The sequence below is a fragment of the Sphingopyxis granuli genome (assembly GCF_001559015.1).
GTDB lineage: Bacteria > Pseudomonadota > Alphaproteobacteria > Sphingomonadales > Sphingomonadaceae > Sphingopyxis > Sphingopyxis granuli.
The window spans coordinates 229,238-244,436 of the sequence record NZ_CP012199.1 but is presented as its reverse complement, the minus strand read 5'-3'; the positions used below and the strand labels follow the sequence as shown (position 1 = coordinate 244,436).

General features: G+C 64.1%; 11 protein-coding genes. 3 read left to right on the top strand and 8 right to left on the bottom strand.

Annotated features, from left to right (window positions below):
- The first annotated feature begins 18 nt into the window (after positions 1 to 18).
- The 3 genes from SGRAN_RS01145 (at position 19) to SGRAN_RS01135 (ending at position 3,363) form a co-directional block, all read left to right on the top strand.
- Positions 19 to 591 (top strand): VOC family protein, encoded by a 573-nt coding sequence (locus SGRAN_RS01145; RefSeq protein ID WP_067109407.1) that lies wholly within the window; start codon positions 19 to 21, stop codon positions 589 to 591.
- Between the two features lie 12 nt (positions 592 to 603).
- Entirely contained in the window at positions 604 to 1,746 is a 1,143-nt protein-coding gene (locus SGRAN_RS01140) for an alpha/beta hydrolase family protein (protein WP_067179966.1), read from the top strand.
- Positions 1,747 to 2,007: 261 nt separating this feature from the next.
- The gene (locus SGRAN_RS01135) at positions 2,008 to 3,363 is read left to right on the top strand and encodes a tyrosine-type recombinase/integrase (protein WP_067179962.1); all 1,356 of its coding nucleotides are present in this window, start codon (positions 2,008 to 2,010) and stop codon (positions 3,361 to 3,363) included.
- A gap of 125 nt (positions 3,364 to 3,488) precedes the next feature.
- On the opposite strand, the gene SGRAN_RS21425 is transcribed toward SGRAN_RS01135, so the two are convergent.
- The 8 genes from SGRAN_RS21425 to SGRAN_RS01100 form a co-directional block, all read right to left on the bottom strand.
- Positions 3,489 to 3,926 carry a DUF6527 family protein gene (locus SGRAN_RS21425; protein WP_237234044.1) on the bottom strand — a complete coding sequence of 146 codons (438 nt, stop codon included), beginning with the start codon at positions 3,924 to 3,926 and terminating at the stop codon, positions 3,489 to 3,491.
- Positions 3,926 to 5,098, bottom strand: a complete 1,173-nt coding sequence (locus tag SGRAN_RS01130) for a ThiF family adenylyltransferase (RefSeq protein WP_020697697.1) — start codon at positions 5,096 to 5,098, stop codon at positions 3,926 to 3,928. Before SGRAN_RS01130 ends, SGRAN_RS21425 begins: the two co-directional genes overlap by 1 nt.
- Positions 5,073 to 5,819 carry a multiubiquitin domain-containing protein gene (locus SGRAN_RS01125; RefSeq protein WP_067179958.1) on the bottom strand — a complete coding sequence of 249 codons (747 nt, stop codon included), beginning with the start codon at positions 5,817 to 5,819 and terminating at the stop codon, positions 5,073 to 5,075. The genes SGRAN_RS01130 and SGRAN_RS01125 overlap by 26 nt, the downstream gene beginning before the upstream one ends.
- 81 nt (positions 5,820 to 5,900) lie before the next feature.
- Positions 5,901 to 9,302 (bottom strand): UvrD-helicase domain-containing protein, encoded by a 3,402-nt coding sequence (locus SGRAN_RS01120; RefSeq protein ID WP_067179955.1) that lies wholly within the window; start codon positions 9,300 to 9,302, stop codon positions 5,901 to 5,903.
- Position 9,303: 1 nt separating this feature from the next.
- Entirely contained in the window at positions 9,304 to 9,882 is a 579-nt protein-coding gene (locus tag SGRAN_RS01115) for a hypothetical protein (RefSeq protein ID WP_067179952.1), read from the bottom strand.
- Positions 9,879 to 10,733, bottom strand: coding sequence for an RNA polymerase sigma factor (locus SGRAN_RS01110; RefSeq protein WP_237233670.1), 855 nt, complete (start codon positions 10,731 to 10,733; stop codon positions 9,879 to 9,881). Before SGRAN_RS01110 ends, SGRAN_RS01115 begins: the two co-directional genes overlap by 4 nt.
- Before the next feature lie 172 nt (positions 10,734 to 10,905).
- Positions 10,906 to 14,424 (bottom strand): DEAD/DEAH box helicase, encoded by a 3,519-nt coding sequence (locus SGRAN_RS01105; RefSeq protein WP_067179949.1) that lies wholly within the window; start codon positions 14,422 to 14,424, stop codon positions 10,906 to 10,908.
- Positions 14,411 to 15,193 carry a HamA C-terminal domain-containing protein gene (locus tag SGRAN_RS01100; protein ID WP_067179946.1) on the bottom strand — a complete coding sequence of 261 codons (783 nt, stop codon included), beginning with the start codon at positions 15,191 to 15,193 and terminating at the stop codon, positions 14,411 to 14,413. Before SGRAN_RS01100 ends, SGRAN_RS01105 begins: the two co-directional genes overlap by 14 nt.
- Positions 15,194 to 15,199 lie beyond the last annotated feature (6 nt).

The window sequence follows — 15,199 nt, the reverse complement described above, 5'->3', positions numbered from 1 at the left end:
ATCGCGCAAGGAGGCCCTATGACATCCATCGAACCCAGGCCGATCGTCGGCGTCCACCACGCCGCCTTCCGTTGCCGCGATGCCGAACAGACGATCTGGTTCTACCGCGACGTGCTGGGGCTCGCCGATCCGACCGGCATCATCGTCGAGGAGGTACCCGGCAGCGGCGCCGACGATCCCTATCTGCATGTCTTCTTCCGCATGCGGAACGGCGAACATATCGCCTTCTTCGACGCCCCCGGATCGGCCGATCCGGCGTGGTTCGCGCGCAAGGACAGCTTCGACATGCACTGGGCGTTCGAGGTCGGGGGCGAGGACGACCTGATCGCGATGCGCGACCGCATCCGCGCCCACGGCGTCACCGCGCACGGACCGATCGACCATCATTTCGTCCGCTCCATCTACATGTACGACCCCAACGGCATCCAGATCGAGCTGACCTACCGCACCGCCGATCACGACCGCATCCTCGACGAGGAGCAGCGCAACTTCGGGCAGACGCTCGCCCGGTGGAGCGAGCGCACGCGCGCGGCCAAGGAAGCGAAATTCGGCGCCGAGGCGCTCGACCGCCGCAGCCGCGGCGACGCGTGAGGGGGACCCGACATGAAATATGAACGCATTCCCTATCTGGTCGTCTTCGACGAGGTCAGCGCCTTCAAGGACACCTATGGCGGGCAGATCGGCAAGGTCGCGATCGAGGCGCATCTGCTGAGGCCCGAGGTGCCGTCGGACAGCGTCGTCATCTTCTCGCACCCGATCGGCGGCGGCGCCTGGCTGCCGCTGGTCAGCACGCTGGCGAAGCGCGGCGTCCACACCATCTATTGCAACACCCGCTATCGTGGCAACGACACGGCGCTGATCATGGAACGCGCGGTCATGGATTTCGCCGCCTGCATCCGCGATGCGAAGGAACGGCTGGGCTACAGCAAGGTCTATCTCGGCGGCTGGTCGGGGGGCGGCGCGCTGTCGATGTTCTACCAGGCCGAGGCGCAGGACCCGCGCGTCACGCACACGCCCGCGGGCGATCCCTACGACCTGACCGCGGCGAAGTTCATTCCCGCCGATGGCGTGCTGCTGCTCGCCGCGCATCTGTCGCGCAACCTGACGCTCACCGAATGGCTCGATCCGTCGATCACCGACGAGACGCGGCCCTTCGACCGCGATCCCCGGCTCGACCTCTATGCCGAGGATGGACCCAGGCCGCCCTATTCGGCGGCGTTCGTCGCCGAATATCGCGCGGCACAGATCGCGCGCAACCGGCGCATCACGGCGTGGGCGAAACAGGAACTGGCGGCGCTTAAGGCGGCGGGGCTCGCCGATCACGAACGCTGCTTCACCGTGCAGGGGACGATGGCCGATCCGCGCTTCCTCGACCCGACGCTCGACCCCAGCGACCGCAGGCCGAACTGGTGCATGCTGGGCGACCCGAAGGTCGTCAACGACGGCCCGGTGGGCCTCGCCCGCTTCACCACGCTGCGCAGCTGGCTGTCGCAATGGGCCTATGACGAATCCAACGCCGACGGCCTCAAATGCGCCGCGCGCATCGCCTGCCCGATGCTGGTGATCGAGAACAGCGCCGACGACGCCTGCACGCCCAGCCACGCGGCGCGGCTGATGGACGCCGCGGTCCATTGCACCAAGGACCATCATGTGATCGAGGGCGCCAACCATTATTATTTCGGGCAGCCCGAACTGGCGCAGCAGGCCGCCGACATCGTCCACGACTGGATCGCGGCGCAGCGGTGAAGGCCGATATTTCGGGATGGCGTTCGGCGGTATGGCGCACCCGACAGGATTCGAACCTGTGACCTCTGCCTTCGGAGCAATTTAGGCACCCCGTCCTAAAAGCACGCTAGGGCACGCCATGACACTACAACCTACTGAAACCGCTAGACTATTCGGATTTTTCCGCCGAAATCCATATCCGCAAGTTCGCTCCAATATTCGCCCGGCTGCTTCCGTGGTGCTTCCGCGGAAACAGCCCCTCCATCACGGGGGGATCGCCTGATGACAAAGCTCACGAAACGAGTGGTCGACGCCGCCGACGTCCGGGAAAAGGACTACTTTATCTGGGACGATGAGCTTCCTGGCTTCGGCCTCCGCGTCTTCGCATCAGGCAAGCGCAGCTATCTCATCCAATATCGCGCGCTCGGTCGAACCCGTCGCTACACCATCGGCCTGCACGGAATCTGGACGCCAGAAACCGCACGACAGGAAGCGAAGGCCCAGCTCGGGCGCGTCGCTCGCGGCGACAACCCGTCTGAGGAACGCCAGCTCGATCACCAGGCCATGACGGTCAAGGAGCTATGCACGCTCTATCTCAAAGACCTCAAGGCAGGCCTGATCCTCGGCAAAGGCGGTCGCCCCAAGAAGGCGACCACCATCGTTACCGACACTGGCCGCATCGAACGCCATATCATTCCGTTGATCGGCGCGCGGCGGGTGAAGGACCTGACAAAAGCCGACATCAACAAGGTGCTCAAGGACATCATGGCCGGCAAGACGCGAGTGTCGGTCAAGACGAAGAAGCTAAGGGGCAAAGCCATCGTGCGCGGCGGCGCCGGCACGGCGACACGCACGGTAGGCCTCCTCGGCGGCATCCTCACCTACGCCGTCGATGCCGGCATCATCGATCGCAACCCGGCGCACGGCATCAAGAAACCGAAGGACAATGTCCGCAAGCGCAGGCTTTCCGAGGCGGAGTATCACACTCTTGGCAACATGCTGCGCGAAGCGGCAGAGAACGAGAAATATGCGATGACCGTCGAGATCGTTCGCCAGATCGCCCTGACCGGCTGTCGCCGGTCGGAGATGATCTCGCTTATGTGGTCCGAGGCCGATACTGAGGCGAGTTGCCTGCGACTGGAGGATAGCAAAGAGGGTGAATCCATCCGACCCATCGGTCTTCCCGTGGTCGAGTATCTGGAGCAGCGCCGCGAGAATGCGAAGGGCACCTACGTCTTCCCCGGCCAAGGCGAGGACAATGCCTTCGGCAGCTTTCCGAACCATTGGGAGCAGCTATTCAAGGACTCGCCGCTCGCCGACGTTACGCCGCATGTCCTGCGCCATAGCTTCGCGAGCATCGCCAACGATCTGGGCTTCACCGAGGTGACCATCGCGGCACTCGTCGGACACGCGAAAGGCTCGGTCACGAGCAAGTACATACATACGCTCGACACGACTCTGATCATGGCAGCTGATACGATCTCCGGCTACATTCAAGGCTTGCTTGATGGAGTCGAGTTCAAGCAGACCGCGTACGCTCTTGATCGAGATTCTCGGAAGCAAGCACTTGCACGCTTCCTGAACAATGCGGCCAAGGGCGCGGAAATGCAACGAGAGGACATTCCCTTAGCTGCCTAGCGTTCGCAATCACCGCATCCGACCTCCAAACCCTAGTTACTTTTCCGGCTCGTGCCATCGGCCGGGGCAAGCTTAACACCAGAAACGCGCTAAGCCCGACGGCATGTCCGCCGCCGGGCTTGGCGCTATAACTTACGAGACAACCAGTCCCGGACACGGCGCCAGAAGTTTGGTGTTGCGCTGGTCGGAGCGGCCTGAATAGGAGGCTCGACCGTCGGCGACTGTCCATAATATCGCGCTTTGGCAACGCGATCACGACGACGCTCAGCTTCAACCTGCTCGTCGCTCCAAGGGCCGGCTTCGATCACCTTGCCGCGGTCGATCAAGTAGTGTGACCGGCACTGCAAGGTCCAATTGCCGATCGACGGCCGAAGCGAGATAGTTTCGCCATCGAACGTCATCTTCCAATCCGTCGGCGTGAAGGGCGCGACAACCTCCTCGCCGCAACCACAGCAGCAGCTATGGGCTGATGTCGCATATTCCATCGAAACATAGAGAATGCCTGGGTCCAGGCGCTCAGGGATGTGTTCGACGAAACGATGATCGAGTCGCTTGTGCCTCATCACGCGAGGTCCCCATTGATGAGCATGTTGCCGTCGGTGGTGTAGGTGCAGTGATGCTCGCGCTCGAGGTCACGGTAGAAGCCACGAATCTTCTTCCACTTCACGACCGCGAGGACAGCATTCAAAGCGTTGAGATCCGCGACCTGTATGTTGGATGCGTAAATGTCCTTGGCGCCACCGCCGACGAAGGAGATGCGCTGGCGCGCATGATCCCGTTTCTCCGGCGTGCTGGCGGTCACCCGCAGGATACCGCCGAGCGATCCCTCGTCGAGTTCGAGGCCCATGCCGACATCGACGAATGCGGCGCCGCTCGCCTCGAGCTTCTCGACGATCAACCGCTTCGCTTCGCCGGCGTCGAGCGACAGGAACGCGAAGGTGACGCCCTCGAGAAGGTGCAGGTTGTCGGCCCCGAGCTCGACATCGTGCGCCACGATGTTGCGGTGCATCCGGCTGTAGATGCGCTTCAGATAGTCAACCTTCTTCGGTGCCTCGCGCAGCCCCTCCAGGGTCGGCGCGCCCGGCGCCCGAAAGGCGTTGTGGGTCAGGAACTCGTCGCTGTCGAAGAGCCGAATCTCGCGGACCGGCGTCTTGGCGACGAAGTCCAGGATGTAACCGCCGGTGCCACCACAGCCGATGATGGCGACCCGCTCGTTGACGAGCCGCTCGGTCAGGATGCCGATACCGACACGGTCGGAGGCGGTCTCAACATAGTTGAAGACGCTGTCCTCCTCCTCTTCCGGCTCGCGGAAGGTGCGGGGGGTCATGCCGGGCTTCAGCACCGCGGCCGGGCCCGCGATGATGTTCGCGTAGCTCGTCATCTTGTGGTGGTAGTCCGTGTAGCCGCCATCCGGCTTGCTCGAGAAGCTGTGCGTGGCTTTCAAACCGTGACCGAGGTCGAAGGCGCCGGCCTGATGCGAGATCCCCTGGATAGGCGTCCCATCGGCGCGGCACGGAAAGTCGCCGTCCCAATGGACAACATGGGTGTCGGGCCTGCGCGTCGCATCGCCGGCCAGCGTGAGGCTCGAGATGAGGGTGCCGATGCGCACCTCGCGACGCGCATCGACATAGGGCACCTCCCGCATGACGAGATGCCCGCCCTGCCGCAGGACGAAATAGCCTTCGTCCCGCAGCCGCTTGAGGTCGGGATTACGACTGAACAGTTCGCGTGACATTGAACACCGTGCCTTTCTTCTTGACGTCGACCGAGCCGCCGGCACCGAGTTCGCCCGCGTGCGGCGTCGAAGCCGCATGCCGATAGGTCATCGAGAAGACGACGTTCGGCTCATGCTGGCCCGGGAAGGCGAGCTGGACGATCTGCTCGAACGTGACCGTGCGGGCGTTCACCGTGCGCGGCCGCGAATTGACGATAATCTCGAACGTCAGCCGCGCGGTGATAAACCGCTCGATGCCGGGCTCGGCCAGATCGATCAGCTCGCCATGCTCGATCAGGCGATCTTCGCCGCCGGGGACCTCGAGGAAAACGCCTTCCCCCTCGCCCGCCTTGGCGAGCCCGTAGAGCACCGCGCCGCTGATGACCGGCTTGCCCCAGCGCAACTCGCCGTCGTTCAAGGTGAGCTTGAAGTCGCGATCCGTCAGGAAGGCGACGAACCGCTCGGCGCCGTGCTCGCGCAGGTCGAAGGGCTCGTTCAGCCGCACGTCCTCGAAGTCGCCCGAGGGCAGGATCGCGAACAGGCTGTAGCCTTCCCGCGGGTCCAGGGCGCCGGCCTCGAGCAACTGACGGCCGAGCGGCATGGGGTCGCTCACCTGACGGGACTGGAAGTTGAGGTCGCCCTGCGCGAGGAGGAAGCGATACCCCCGCGCCGGACGCAGCGCCCGGCCTTCGCGCAGGGCGTCGCCGAGGTCGTCGTATTCAAGAAGCTCTTCGGTGTTCATAAGATTGGGTCCTTAGGTTCTGCCGCGGCGATGCAGCGGCTCTAAGGGTCCAATCGGGGCGAGATCCGCCGACCGGTAAGGTCAGGCGAACTTTTTTCGCAGAGGGCCATCGGGGGTCTGCCCGCAGATGAAGAAGGCCGGGCAATTCGGGCAGGTGCGCGACGACACCTCTGCCGGAAACCGCCCAGCGCGGATGTCGCCGAGAAACTTGGCGAGCTTGTCCTTGCGCCCCTTCAACTCCCGATCCGACAAGGCGAGCGCATGCGTCTCGCCATCGGAAAGATGGACGAGCTCCGCGACGGCGCCTGGAAAGGCCTGCTGGACCGCCAGCATCAGCGCCGCCGCGCCGACATCCTTGCTCTCGGCCGACCGCCTATGGCCCGTGCGGATACGGCGGACGGTCCGGACCCCGTCCGGCCGCACCAGCACCTCATCCGGCCGAACGATGATCTCTTCGCCGCCGAAATTGAGGCTGAGCGCGACCGGCGCCTCGGCGACCGCGTCGGCGCGATTGGCCAGGAGGAAGCGCAGCATCGCCAGGGCCAGATCGCGGAATTCCGCGCGATAGCCATGGTCGCCGAGCCCCTGACCGGCAAGCGCCACGTCGGTGCGATCCTCCAGGTCCCGCTCGGTTACGGGGCTATCAGAGGCGATCACCCCTTCGACCATCACGCGAACCGCCTCGTGCAGGTGCATGAAGGCGGTCGCGGTCCGGCGCCCGCCGACCTGCAAGACATGCGTGTAGAAGAAGCGGCGCGGGCAGGACTCATAAAGGGCGATCTGTGGTGCCCCGAACTGCAGCCGTCCGTCGACGATCAACTCGATGCCGTGGGCTTCCGCCGCCATCGGAAGCGGCCGCGCCGGCACGACCGAGCCCCGCGTCAGGGTGGCTCCGAGACGGTCGAGGAAGGGCGACAGCGGTCGATTGTGGCCGTTGCTCTTCTCGGTCGGCGCATAAAGGATCAGGCGGTCGCGGGCGCGAGACTGAGCCACATAGAACAGGCACTCCTGCTCCTCGGCTTGGCCCGCGCGAAAGGCCTCCAGCGCACTGCCTCCGGCGCCCGCGATCATGCCATCGGGCGCCGGACAGGGTGGCGCCGGCGGCGTGCGCGGGATGGTGTCGCTGTTGAGCCCTGGAAGATGGACGCCGCCGAACTCCAGGCCCTTGGCGCCATGGATCGTCATCAAACGCACGGCGTCGAGATGCTGGGCGGCCGCGGGCAACTGGCGCAGGTCGCGATCATCGCCGAGACGGACAAGCCTGCGCACGCGATCGAGCACACGCGTGATCGGCAGGCCGCGGCCGGCCGGCTGGACCCGCAGGAAGTTGAGGAACTGCCAGATCGCGATGCCGCGCGTGCGATCGGCGAGATCCTCCGACACGCCAAGGCGCGCTGCGACACGGGTGCGATCAAGCAGCAGTGTCGCGAGCACGGTCCAGGGCGACGCCGTTTGGTCGAAGCCGCTGAGTGCGGCCGCGAGCTTGACGAGGGCCTGGCGCCCGGCGTCGCTGACGCCGGGGATCGACTCGATGTGCTGGAGCCAACCGCCTGAAGGTTGGTCGGCCGCCCGCAGATACTCGAAGATCGTCGCTACGTCCGCGAAGGACATCCTGAAATCGGGCCAGCAGGCGATGCGCACTAGGCCCATGGCGCGCCGATCGACAAGGACGGAGAGCAACGCCAGGAGATCCTTGACCTCAGCCCGCTCAAACAGGCTGCCCAGAAACAGCACGGGCACGCCGAGCCGTTCGAGGTCCTGCCCGATGGTCGAAAGCTTCTCATTGCCGGTGCAGAGCACCGCCTGGTCACGATAGGCATGTCCCTCGCGGCGAAGCGCCTCGATCGCGTCGGCCAGGGCCACTTGCTGCTGCTCGGCGCGCTGCACCGTGCGCAGCTCGGGCTTCTGGCCATTGCCGTTGCGATCGGCTTCAAGACCGCTGTCCGCGTCGCCCGCGCGCATCGTGGTCGCGAAACTGGAAAAGTTGGCGACGATCTCCGGCACCGAGCGATAGTTGCGCTTCAATCGCCCACGCTTACCGCCGGGAAAGTCCTCCTTCCCGAACCGGGTCATATTAAAAGATGACGCACCCCGAAACCGATAGATCGACTGCTTGGCGTCGCCGACCATCCAGAGATTGCGCCCGTCTGGCCGCAGCGCGCTCAGCAAGCGCACGCTGCTGCGGTTCACGTCCTGGTACTCATCGACCAGGACGTGGTCATACTGCGCCTGCAGCGTTGCGCGGATGGCCGCCTCAGCCTCAAGCAGCTTGACGGGCAAGGCGACAAGATCTCCGAAGTCGACGCAATGCGCGTTGCGCTTGAGCTGTTCATAGGCGGCATAGACGCGGGACACCTCTCCGGCACGTTCGGCGGCCTCGCGTGTACCGGAGTCCGCCCCCTTGGCAAGCATGGCGTCGGCAAGCGCTGCGTAGGTTTCGGCGTTGACCACCTCGTCCTTCGCCCGCGAGACGGCGGCCAGCATCTCGGCGATGATCTGAGTCGGATCGTAGAGATTACGGTAGTGGGCGAGCCTCAGGCGCGGGAACTCCTCCTCGAGGAGCTCGACGGCCTCGGTTCGATCCATCATCCGCGGGTCTTTCGGCAAGCCGAGCTCCGCATGGAAACGACGGATAATGTCGAGGCCGAAGGCGTGGAAGGTGCCGATCCACATTGCAGCCGCGGCCTCGGGCCGCTTGCGCGCAATCCGCTCAGCCATCTCACCCGCCGCCTTGTTCGAGAAAGTCAACAGCAGGATGCGCCGCGGGTCGACACCCTCCTCCAGAAGGCCTTCGACACGCGCGATCAGCGTCTGCGTCTTGCCGGTGCCGGGGCCCGCCTCGAGCAGATAGGCTTCGCCGCGGTGCGCCGCGGCCGCGGCTTGGAGTGGGTTGAGCGGCCGCTCTGCATGCGTCGCGGCCGTGACGGGCGGCACGATTGGGAGGAGCAGGGCGTCAAACATCTGCTGGGCGACAACCTCGAACGGCGCGCCGAGCTTCGCGGCGATCGCCGAGGCGGATAACCCTTGGTCGACATGCAGCGCTCGCGCGACGTTGCGGGGAAGCAAGAGCTCGCGCGCGAACAGGTCCATCTGGACCTCGCGACGCTGCCGGCGTCCGTAATCGACCACCCGATCCATGCCAACCGGCGATGGCTCGGCCGCGCGGGCCAGATCGATCATTGGCGCCGCCTCGCTATCGGGATCGTCGCCGAGCTCGACATGTCCGATCTCGTGCGCCACGAGGAAGGCCTGCTCGAAGCGAGACCCCGCACTCTCGTGAAGGATCAGATCGTCGGCGGCGACGAAGGTCGCGCGGCCGCCGTTGAGGACGGCCGCGCCGACGGCCGTCGGTTCGACATCGATCCCACGCCGCTTGGCTTCGGCGACAGCAAAGTCATAGGGCGACCAAGGATCGGCACCCGAGGCGACGAGACGAGCATGAAGCTCGGCGGCGACCTGCCTGGCGAGCTCCACCCCGTCCATGTCAGTCTGCCTCCGCCAACAGCCGGGCGCGCTTGTCGGCCGGGACGCCGGCGTCGATTAACACTTCCTCGAAGGTGACCTGCCCGCCGGCGGTCGGCTTATCGTCAGCCTTATAGCTGCGCGCCCCGGCCAACTGGGCCGAGCCCCAGGACGACTCCAACTGCGCGACAGAGCTGCGCATCGCCTCTGCCAACATCGCCAGGAAGCGTCGCGGGATACTAGCGAGAGAAATCCGTCTCTCGCGCAGCGCAGTCACAACCTGCCGGGGCAGGTCCAGACGCTGGGCGACGGTGCGCCAGTCATCGACCGTCAGTGCCGCGAAAGGGTCGGCTGTCGCTCCCGGCACCGCCTTTGAGTGTTGCAACCAAGCAGCATCGATCAAGGCCTGATCGGCATCGGAAAGCGGAGCTGTGTCGTCAAATACTTCGCGGCTGAGTTCGCGCGACAGGTCTATGAGCTCCCCGGCATATTCCGGGTAAAGTCCCAAATAGCGTTCAAGGGTCGACCGGCCAGGGTCGTTCTCGACCGCAAACGCGTCGAGCACGGACTCGCGTGATGGACGTTCGCCGGCGGGGTTCACCGTTCTTCTCCGTCGCCCATGGCGGCGCGAAGGGCGGCGAAGGCCTTGTCGCGGTAGGTTCGGACGGTCTTTTCGGAGCGGCCTAAGACTTTGGAGATGGTCATGACGTCCGGCTCCTTGGAGTCGATGGGGAAGCCCTGTCTCATCATCTGAATGATCCTGCTTTGTTCTGTCGGTAGAGCCTCAATCGCTGCATCCAGGCGCAACCGGTAAGCCGCATCGTCCAAATCCGACGCGGCGAAGGGGTCGTGTGCCCCTGCGGCCGCCTCGACTTCGGGGGATAGCTCACCGCTGTCGTCATATTCGAGGGCCTGAGAACGGTTCTCGTCGCGCCAAGCCTGCTCCTGCGCGTCGCGCCGCAGGCTGGCAACCGCGCCGTCAAAGCGCACCTCGAAGTAGTCGAGCTTGTCGATATAGGTGGCGCGATCCGCTGAAAGGAGCTCGACGAACCTGCTGAAAACCTTGTCTCGCACAATCCCGCGCGTCAGCGATTCAGTTTTGCCGTCGGAGCTTTCCGGCCTGGGTAAACAGCGTAGCACCCGTTCAATCAGAATCCGATAGAGGCGCTCGAACCACGCCTCGTTGTTGTCGCGACGGCTCGCGCGAATGAAGTACACGAGACATTCGCTAGGGACGTAGGTCGGGTCCGAGCGCTTCATGATTCCTGCCCTGGCGATCAACTCGTCGCGCGGCAGGACCGCCAATTCGGCGATGAGCGCTTCTATCTTTGGGTCGCGTTCGTAAAGTTCGCCGCTAAGGCGTCGTTTGCGCAGTCCGTTTATTACTACTCCTGATCGGATCGAAGCTGTCGTTTCCTGCGCATCGACGGCTTCCTCCCAATGTTTCATCATGCCGCCCCCACTTTTATAATGCCTTCACATTCCGGCGTCCTCTAGACTATTTTTTATCGAATGCGTCCGGAATGTCTTGCTACTCTTCTGTTGCGGCGGGCGTTTCTTTGGCTACTGACCCACAGATCCCGCATTTTTCTCTTGCCTGTTTGCACCAGAGCAATTCACCACCTCAAGCATTCGCGGGTGGCCATCGCATTTTACCCCGGCCAACGCGCAAGACGTCGACAAGATTGACGCCCTCTGGAAGCCTACCTGAAAGCAAGCTAGGCTTCGGATCAACAGCATGCTTCCTAAACGCAGCGAGCCGCTGATAGTCGGGCGTCGCTAGCCAAGTCCTCCCATCTCCTTCATCAGTGATAATTCGGTAAAGCCCTGCGCGAGGTGCTGATTCAACGGGAACATCGAGCAAACGTCGGTTGCGATAGATTGACCATTTCTGAATCCCACCACTGAGCGCCTCAGTCCTGAAACGGGCCCACAATGCCGCCGTTTCGGGCGTTGGCCAATCGCCCAAATCCGTGAAGGCTGTGATTTCATCGGATTCAAGCCATGCGCGCATTTCCGCCGGAGTCACAAACATTGGCTTGGTTTCGTTGATGGAGGCCATGGCTGCTGTCCTCGAAGGTAGACCGGCGCGAATCAGCATCGCCATCATGAATTGCGGTACGCCCGTTTCGACTACTGCCGCCGCGCCGCCCGCCACCGTCTCCGGCGACCAGCCGAGAGACATTCGCCGGGTGCGAATGGCTTCGAGCGCCCAAACCAGGCGATAAGTGAAGGCCTCTTCGACCGCCCGCATATTCTGTGGCCCGATCTTGGAGACTTCCTCCCCGGAAATCCAGGCGCGCAGGATGGCTTTCCAATTGGCTGGCAGCGCGTTCTTCTTGTCGGGGATGAAGGGGCGCATGAACAGCAGACGTTCGCCCAGACCGCCGAGAGCGTCGGCGAGTTCGTCGACGTCGCCGCTCAGGGCAGCGCCATCGGCCCGGTCGACCAGCTCGGCCAGCACGTCGGCCATCGCGTCGATGGAGAGCCCCGCTTCGAGCCCAACGCCCATTGCGAAATGACCGCGGCGCGCCTGCTCGGTCGTGGTCTTCCAAATAAGGTCGGCGCGTGCTTCGAAGACCTTCTTGTGCAGGGGTGCGACGTCCTCTTCCTCGCGCGCAATCTGACGAGCCCAGAGTGATCCCTTGAGGGCCTCGTCCAGCAACTTCGGGAGATCGGCGCGATCCGCATCCAGCGCTTCGATCAGGCCGAACACGGTCGCATCGAGGCGCTCGACAATCTGCGACAACGGCTCTTCGTCGATCGTTTCCTCTTCGTCAGCCTCGCTCTCGTCCTCGTCATCGTTCTCGTCGCCGTCGGCGTCGTATTCCACGGCGGCGGCAAGGCGTTCAGCCACTTCGGCCTCCTCGTCGGGCGATCGCCACGCCTCCCGGGAATTGGCGAGATACTCCCAGGCGTCATCGCGATCGAGCACACCCTCTCGCGACAGGCGCTCGAGGATCTCGGCGACGATCTGGATGAGGCCGCTTTTCAACGTGCGGGCCTTGGCGGAGGCAACCAGCTTCCTCCACTCCTTCTTTCGCCAATCGGTCTTGTCGAACATGACATGGACGATCAGGCCCTCGACATCGACGAAGGCGCGCCCGGCCCGGCCTGCGACATTCGCAAACTCCTCGCCCTTGATCTTCTCACCGGCGCGATAGAGCGCGGGCACGAGCAGGACAGCGGCGTTCAGGTTGAGCCCTTGGGAGAGCGTCGGCGAGGCGACGATCACTTTGAGAACGCCCTCCGAGAGCAGTACCTCCAGCTCGCGCAGGAACGGGCTCGGCAGACGGCCGTGGTGGATGGCGACGCCGGCCTTAAGGCTAGCGACCGCCGGATGGTCCTCTCCCAGCCATTCCTTGCCGACCTCCAGCGCCCGCGCGATCGGCGCCTCGTCGTCCAGCAGAGAGCTGAGATAGCCGCGCTTGCATAAATCAACGACCTGCTTGCCATAGCTCTCGACCCAGTTGGCCTGGGTGGAGAAGATCAGGGTGCGCTTCCCCTGGCCGGCGAATTCCCACGCCGCGAAGAGGGCCAGGTGTGAGTTCTTGCGCGGGTACGGCTTCTTTTCCCTTCCGCGTGCAGGCTTCTCCTCGACGAACTTGTCGAGGAAGGGACCGCCATCGTCGAGGTCGAGCCGCAGCAGCGCATCCTTGCCGCGCCAGGTTAGGGCGCCGAACCTCTGACGCGTGGGGCGCCAGTCGGAACGCACGGGCTCGCCGGGTTCGTCGGAACGTATCCAGGCGGTGAGGTCATCCAACTCGTCGCCGCTCGGCAGGATCGCGGAGAGGCAGACGATCCGGCGGTTGGCCGCGTCGGGGCGGCGCAGCAGACGCTGCACTAGCGTCTCGTAGCGGATCTCACGCTCGCTGGGCCCGATCATATGCCCTTCGTCGAGAACGATCAGCCCGACATCATCGATCAGGGAAGCGTCGCTTCGAAGCGCGAAGTCGAGCTTCTCTGGTGTGGCGATGATGATCTCGCGGGTGCGCAGGGCATCCTCGTCGCCTGCCGAAAGGCCGCTGGCGCCGTAAAGCGAGGAGACGCTGAACCCGAGGGGCGCGAAGGTCTTGCGGAAAGAGCGTTCTGTCTGGGCCGACAACGCGCGCAGCGGCGTGACAATCAATACCCGACGCGCCGATGACAAGGTCATCAACGCGGCGATTTCCGCAACGCGCGTCTTCCCCGCGCTCGTGGGGAGCGCCACGACCAGGTCGTCGGTGACATCGGTCGACCGCTGCGCGGCCTCGCGCTGAGAAGGCCATAGCTCCACTTCGGAGGTTTTGCGCGCGTACAGCGAACCGATGAACAGCCGCCGGAGGTCGGGGTATCGCTCCTCCGTTCCAGCGGGTGGCTCCGTCGGCAGGCTCCGGTGCAATGAATGCTGCCAGAGGTCGTCGATCAGATGGCGGCAAAGATTCGAGATCCACCACAACGGTACATTCCCGGCGTTGCCGGCTAGGCTGACCGCAGTGGCCAGTAGATCGCGCGCGGCGTCGATCGGCTCCTCTTCCCCTGTTTCCAGCGCGAAGTCGAAGTAGGCCAGAGCCCGACAAATCGTCGTATTCAGAATGGTCGACAATACGTCGTCGATGTCGGGCTCATCGCCGCCCAGCGCTTCGCCCATCTGCTCGTCGCCGTGGGCCTCGTCGCCAAGCCAGTCGCGAACGAAGCCGCGCAACTGATCGAGATCGCGCAGGATGAGATGACGGATCGCCGTTTCGCCGGGCGATGCGTTGAGATCTTCAACCGTCTCGTTGAACAGCGAATAGGCGACGGCCGAGAAGCCGGCCAGGTGATAGGCGGCAGCCGCGATGGTGCGGCGGAAGCCGCGATCGGGTGCCTCGGGATCACCGTTTCTCACCAGCGCCTCAAAGGCGTTGGCCGCCCGTTCGAAAGCCTTGTTCGTCAGGTCTGACGCGCCGGTCTGGGCACGCAAGGCCATGGCGCCCCGAAGCAAGGCAAAGCCGTGTTCGGCGAGGTCGGTTTCGATTGTGGCGCCCAAGGGCGGGGAAGTCTGAGGCAATACGCCCGCTTCCCGCATCAGCGACCATGCAGCGCCACGATAGAGCAATCGGCCAAGGATGCCGTCGACGGTCGCGGTGGCTAGGAAGGCGGTCAGTTCATCAGGCGTCTCCAAGATCGTGCGCCCCTTCGTACATGGCCGCGATGAAGTCCTGATGATCTTCGACGTGGATGTTCACGACGTAGTGGTCGCGATTGGTCCCGGCGGTCTCGAGATCTTCCTTCAGCGAGGCATGGGGGCCGTTGCCGGAAACGGTGAAAAGCATGTGGTCGATGCGATCGGCGCGCAGCGACCTCAAACCCACCTCATCGCGGAGGTCGCGGCCCAGCGCGTTTTCGTCGGGATCGTTGCTCTCCAGGAGACGGTTGGCGACGAACAGCAGCGAGTCCGGCGTGCAGCGGCCATTGTCGCGATCAAGCACCTTGCGAGCGCTTGTCACGGTGGATTTGCCGAGCTTCATGTTGCTTTTGGCTTCCCCCTTCAGAAGCCACAATTTCTCGTCCTGGCCGCCATAGCCGGCGCCGATGAAATCATCGCCGCGCATGGCCATGTTGCGGCCGTCCTTGTAGCGAAGCCGGCGCACGGGGACGCGCAGGCCGATCTCTTCCTCCACCAGCTCGGTCGCGAGAATCTCCCCCAGGTCTCCGGAGCGGCCCTTGGCCGTCTGAGGCATCGCCTCGCTCAGAATCTTGGCGGCAACCGTGTATCCGAGGCGCTCGACATCCTCGGCGATACGCTCGAGACGATCATAGTGGGAACGAATGGTCTCGGCGAGGTCGCCGCTGATCTCGTCGCGGCCGCCATCCTTCTCGACATAGGTCCAGTAGTGTTTGCGCTTGTCTTTTTCCTTGGTGGATTCGCACCACCGCTCATACAGCCCCATGCTTCC

Coding starts and splice junctions, on each gene's coding strand:
- SGRAN_RS01145 (WP_067109407.1), top strand. CDS start 19: ATGACATCCATCGAACCCAGGCCGATCGTCGGCGTCCACCACGCCGCC.
- SGRAN_RS01140 (WP_067179966.1), top strand. CDS start 604: ATGAAATATGAACGCATTCCCTATCTGGTCGTCTTCGACGAGGTCAGC.
- SGRAN_RS01135 (WP_067179962.1), top strand. CDS start 2,008: ATGACAAAGCTCACGAAACGAGTGGTCGACGCCGCCGACGTCCGGGAA.
- SGRAN_RS21425 (WP_237234044.1), bottom strand. CDS start 3,926: ATGAGGCACAAGCGACTCGATCATCGTTTCGTCGAACACATCCCTGAG.
- SGRAN_RS01130 (WP_020697697.1), bottom strand. CDS start 5,098: ATGTCACGCGAACTGTTCAGTCGTAATCCCGACCTCAAGCGGCTGCGG.
- SGRAN_RS01125 (WP_067179958.1), bottom strand. CDS start 5,819: ATGAACACCGAAGAGCTTCTTGAATACGACGACCTCGGCGACGCCCTG.
- SGRAN_RS01120 (WP_067179955.1), bottom strand. CDS start 9,302: ATGGACGGGGTGGAGCTCGCCAGGCAGGTCGCCGCCGAGCTTCATGCT.
- SGRAN_RS01110 (WP_237233670.1), bottom strand. CDS start 10,733: ATGATGAAACATTGGGAGGAAGCCGTCGATGCGCAGGAAACGACAGCT.
- SGRAN_RS01100 (WP_067179946.1), bottom strand. CDS start 15,193: ATGGGGCTGTATGAGCGGTGGTGCGAATCCACCAAGGAAAAAGACAAG.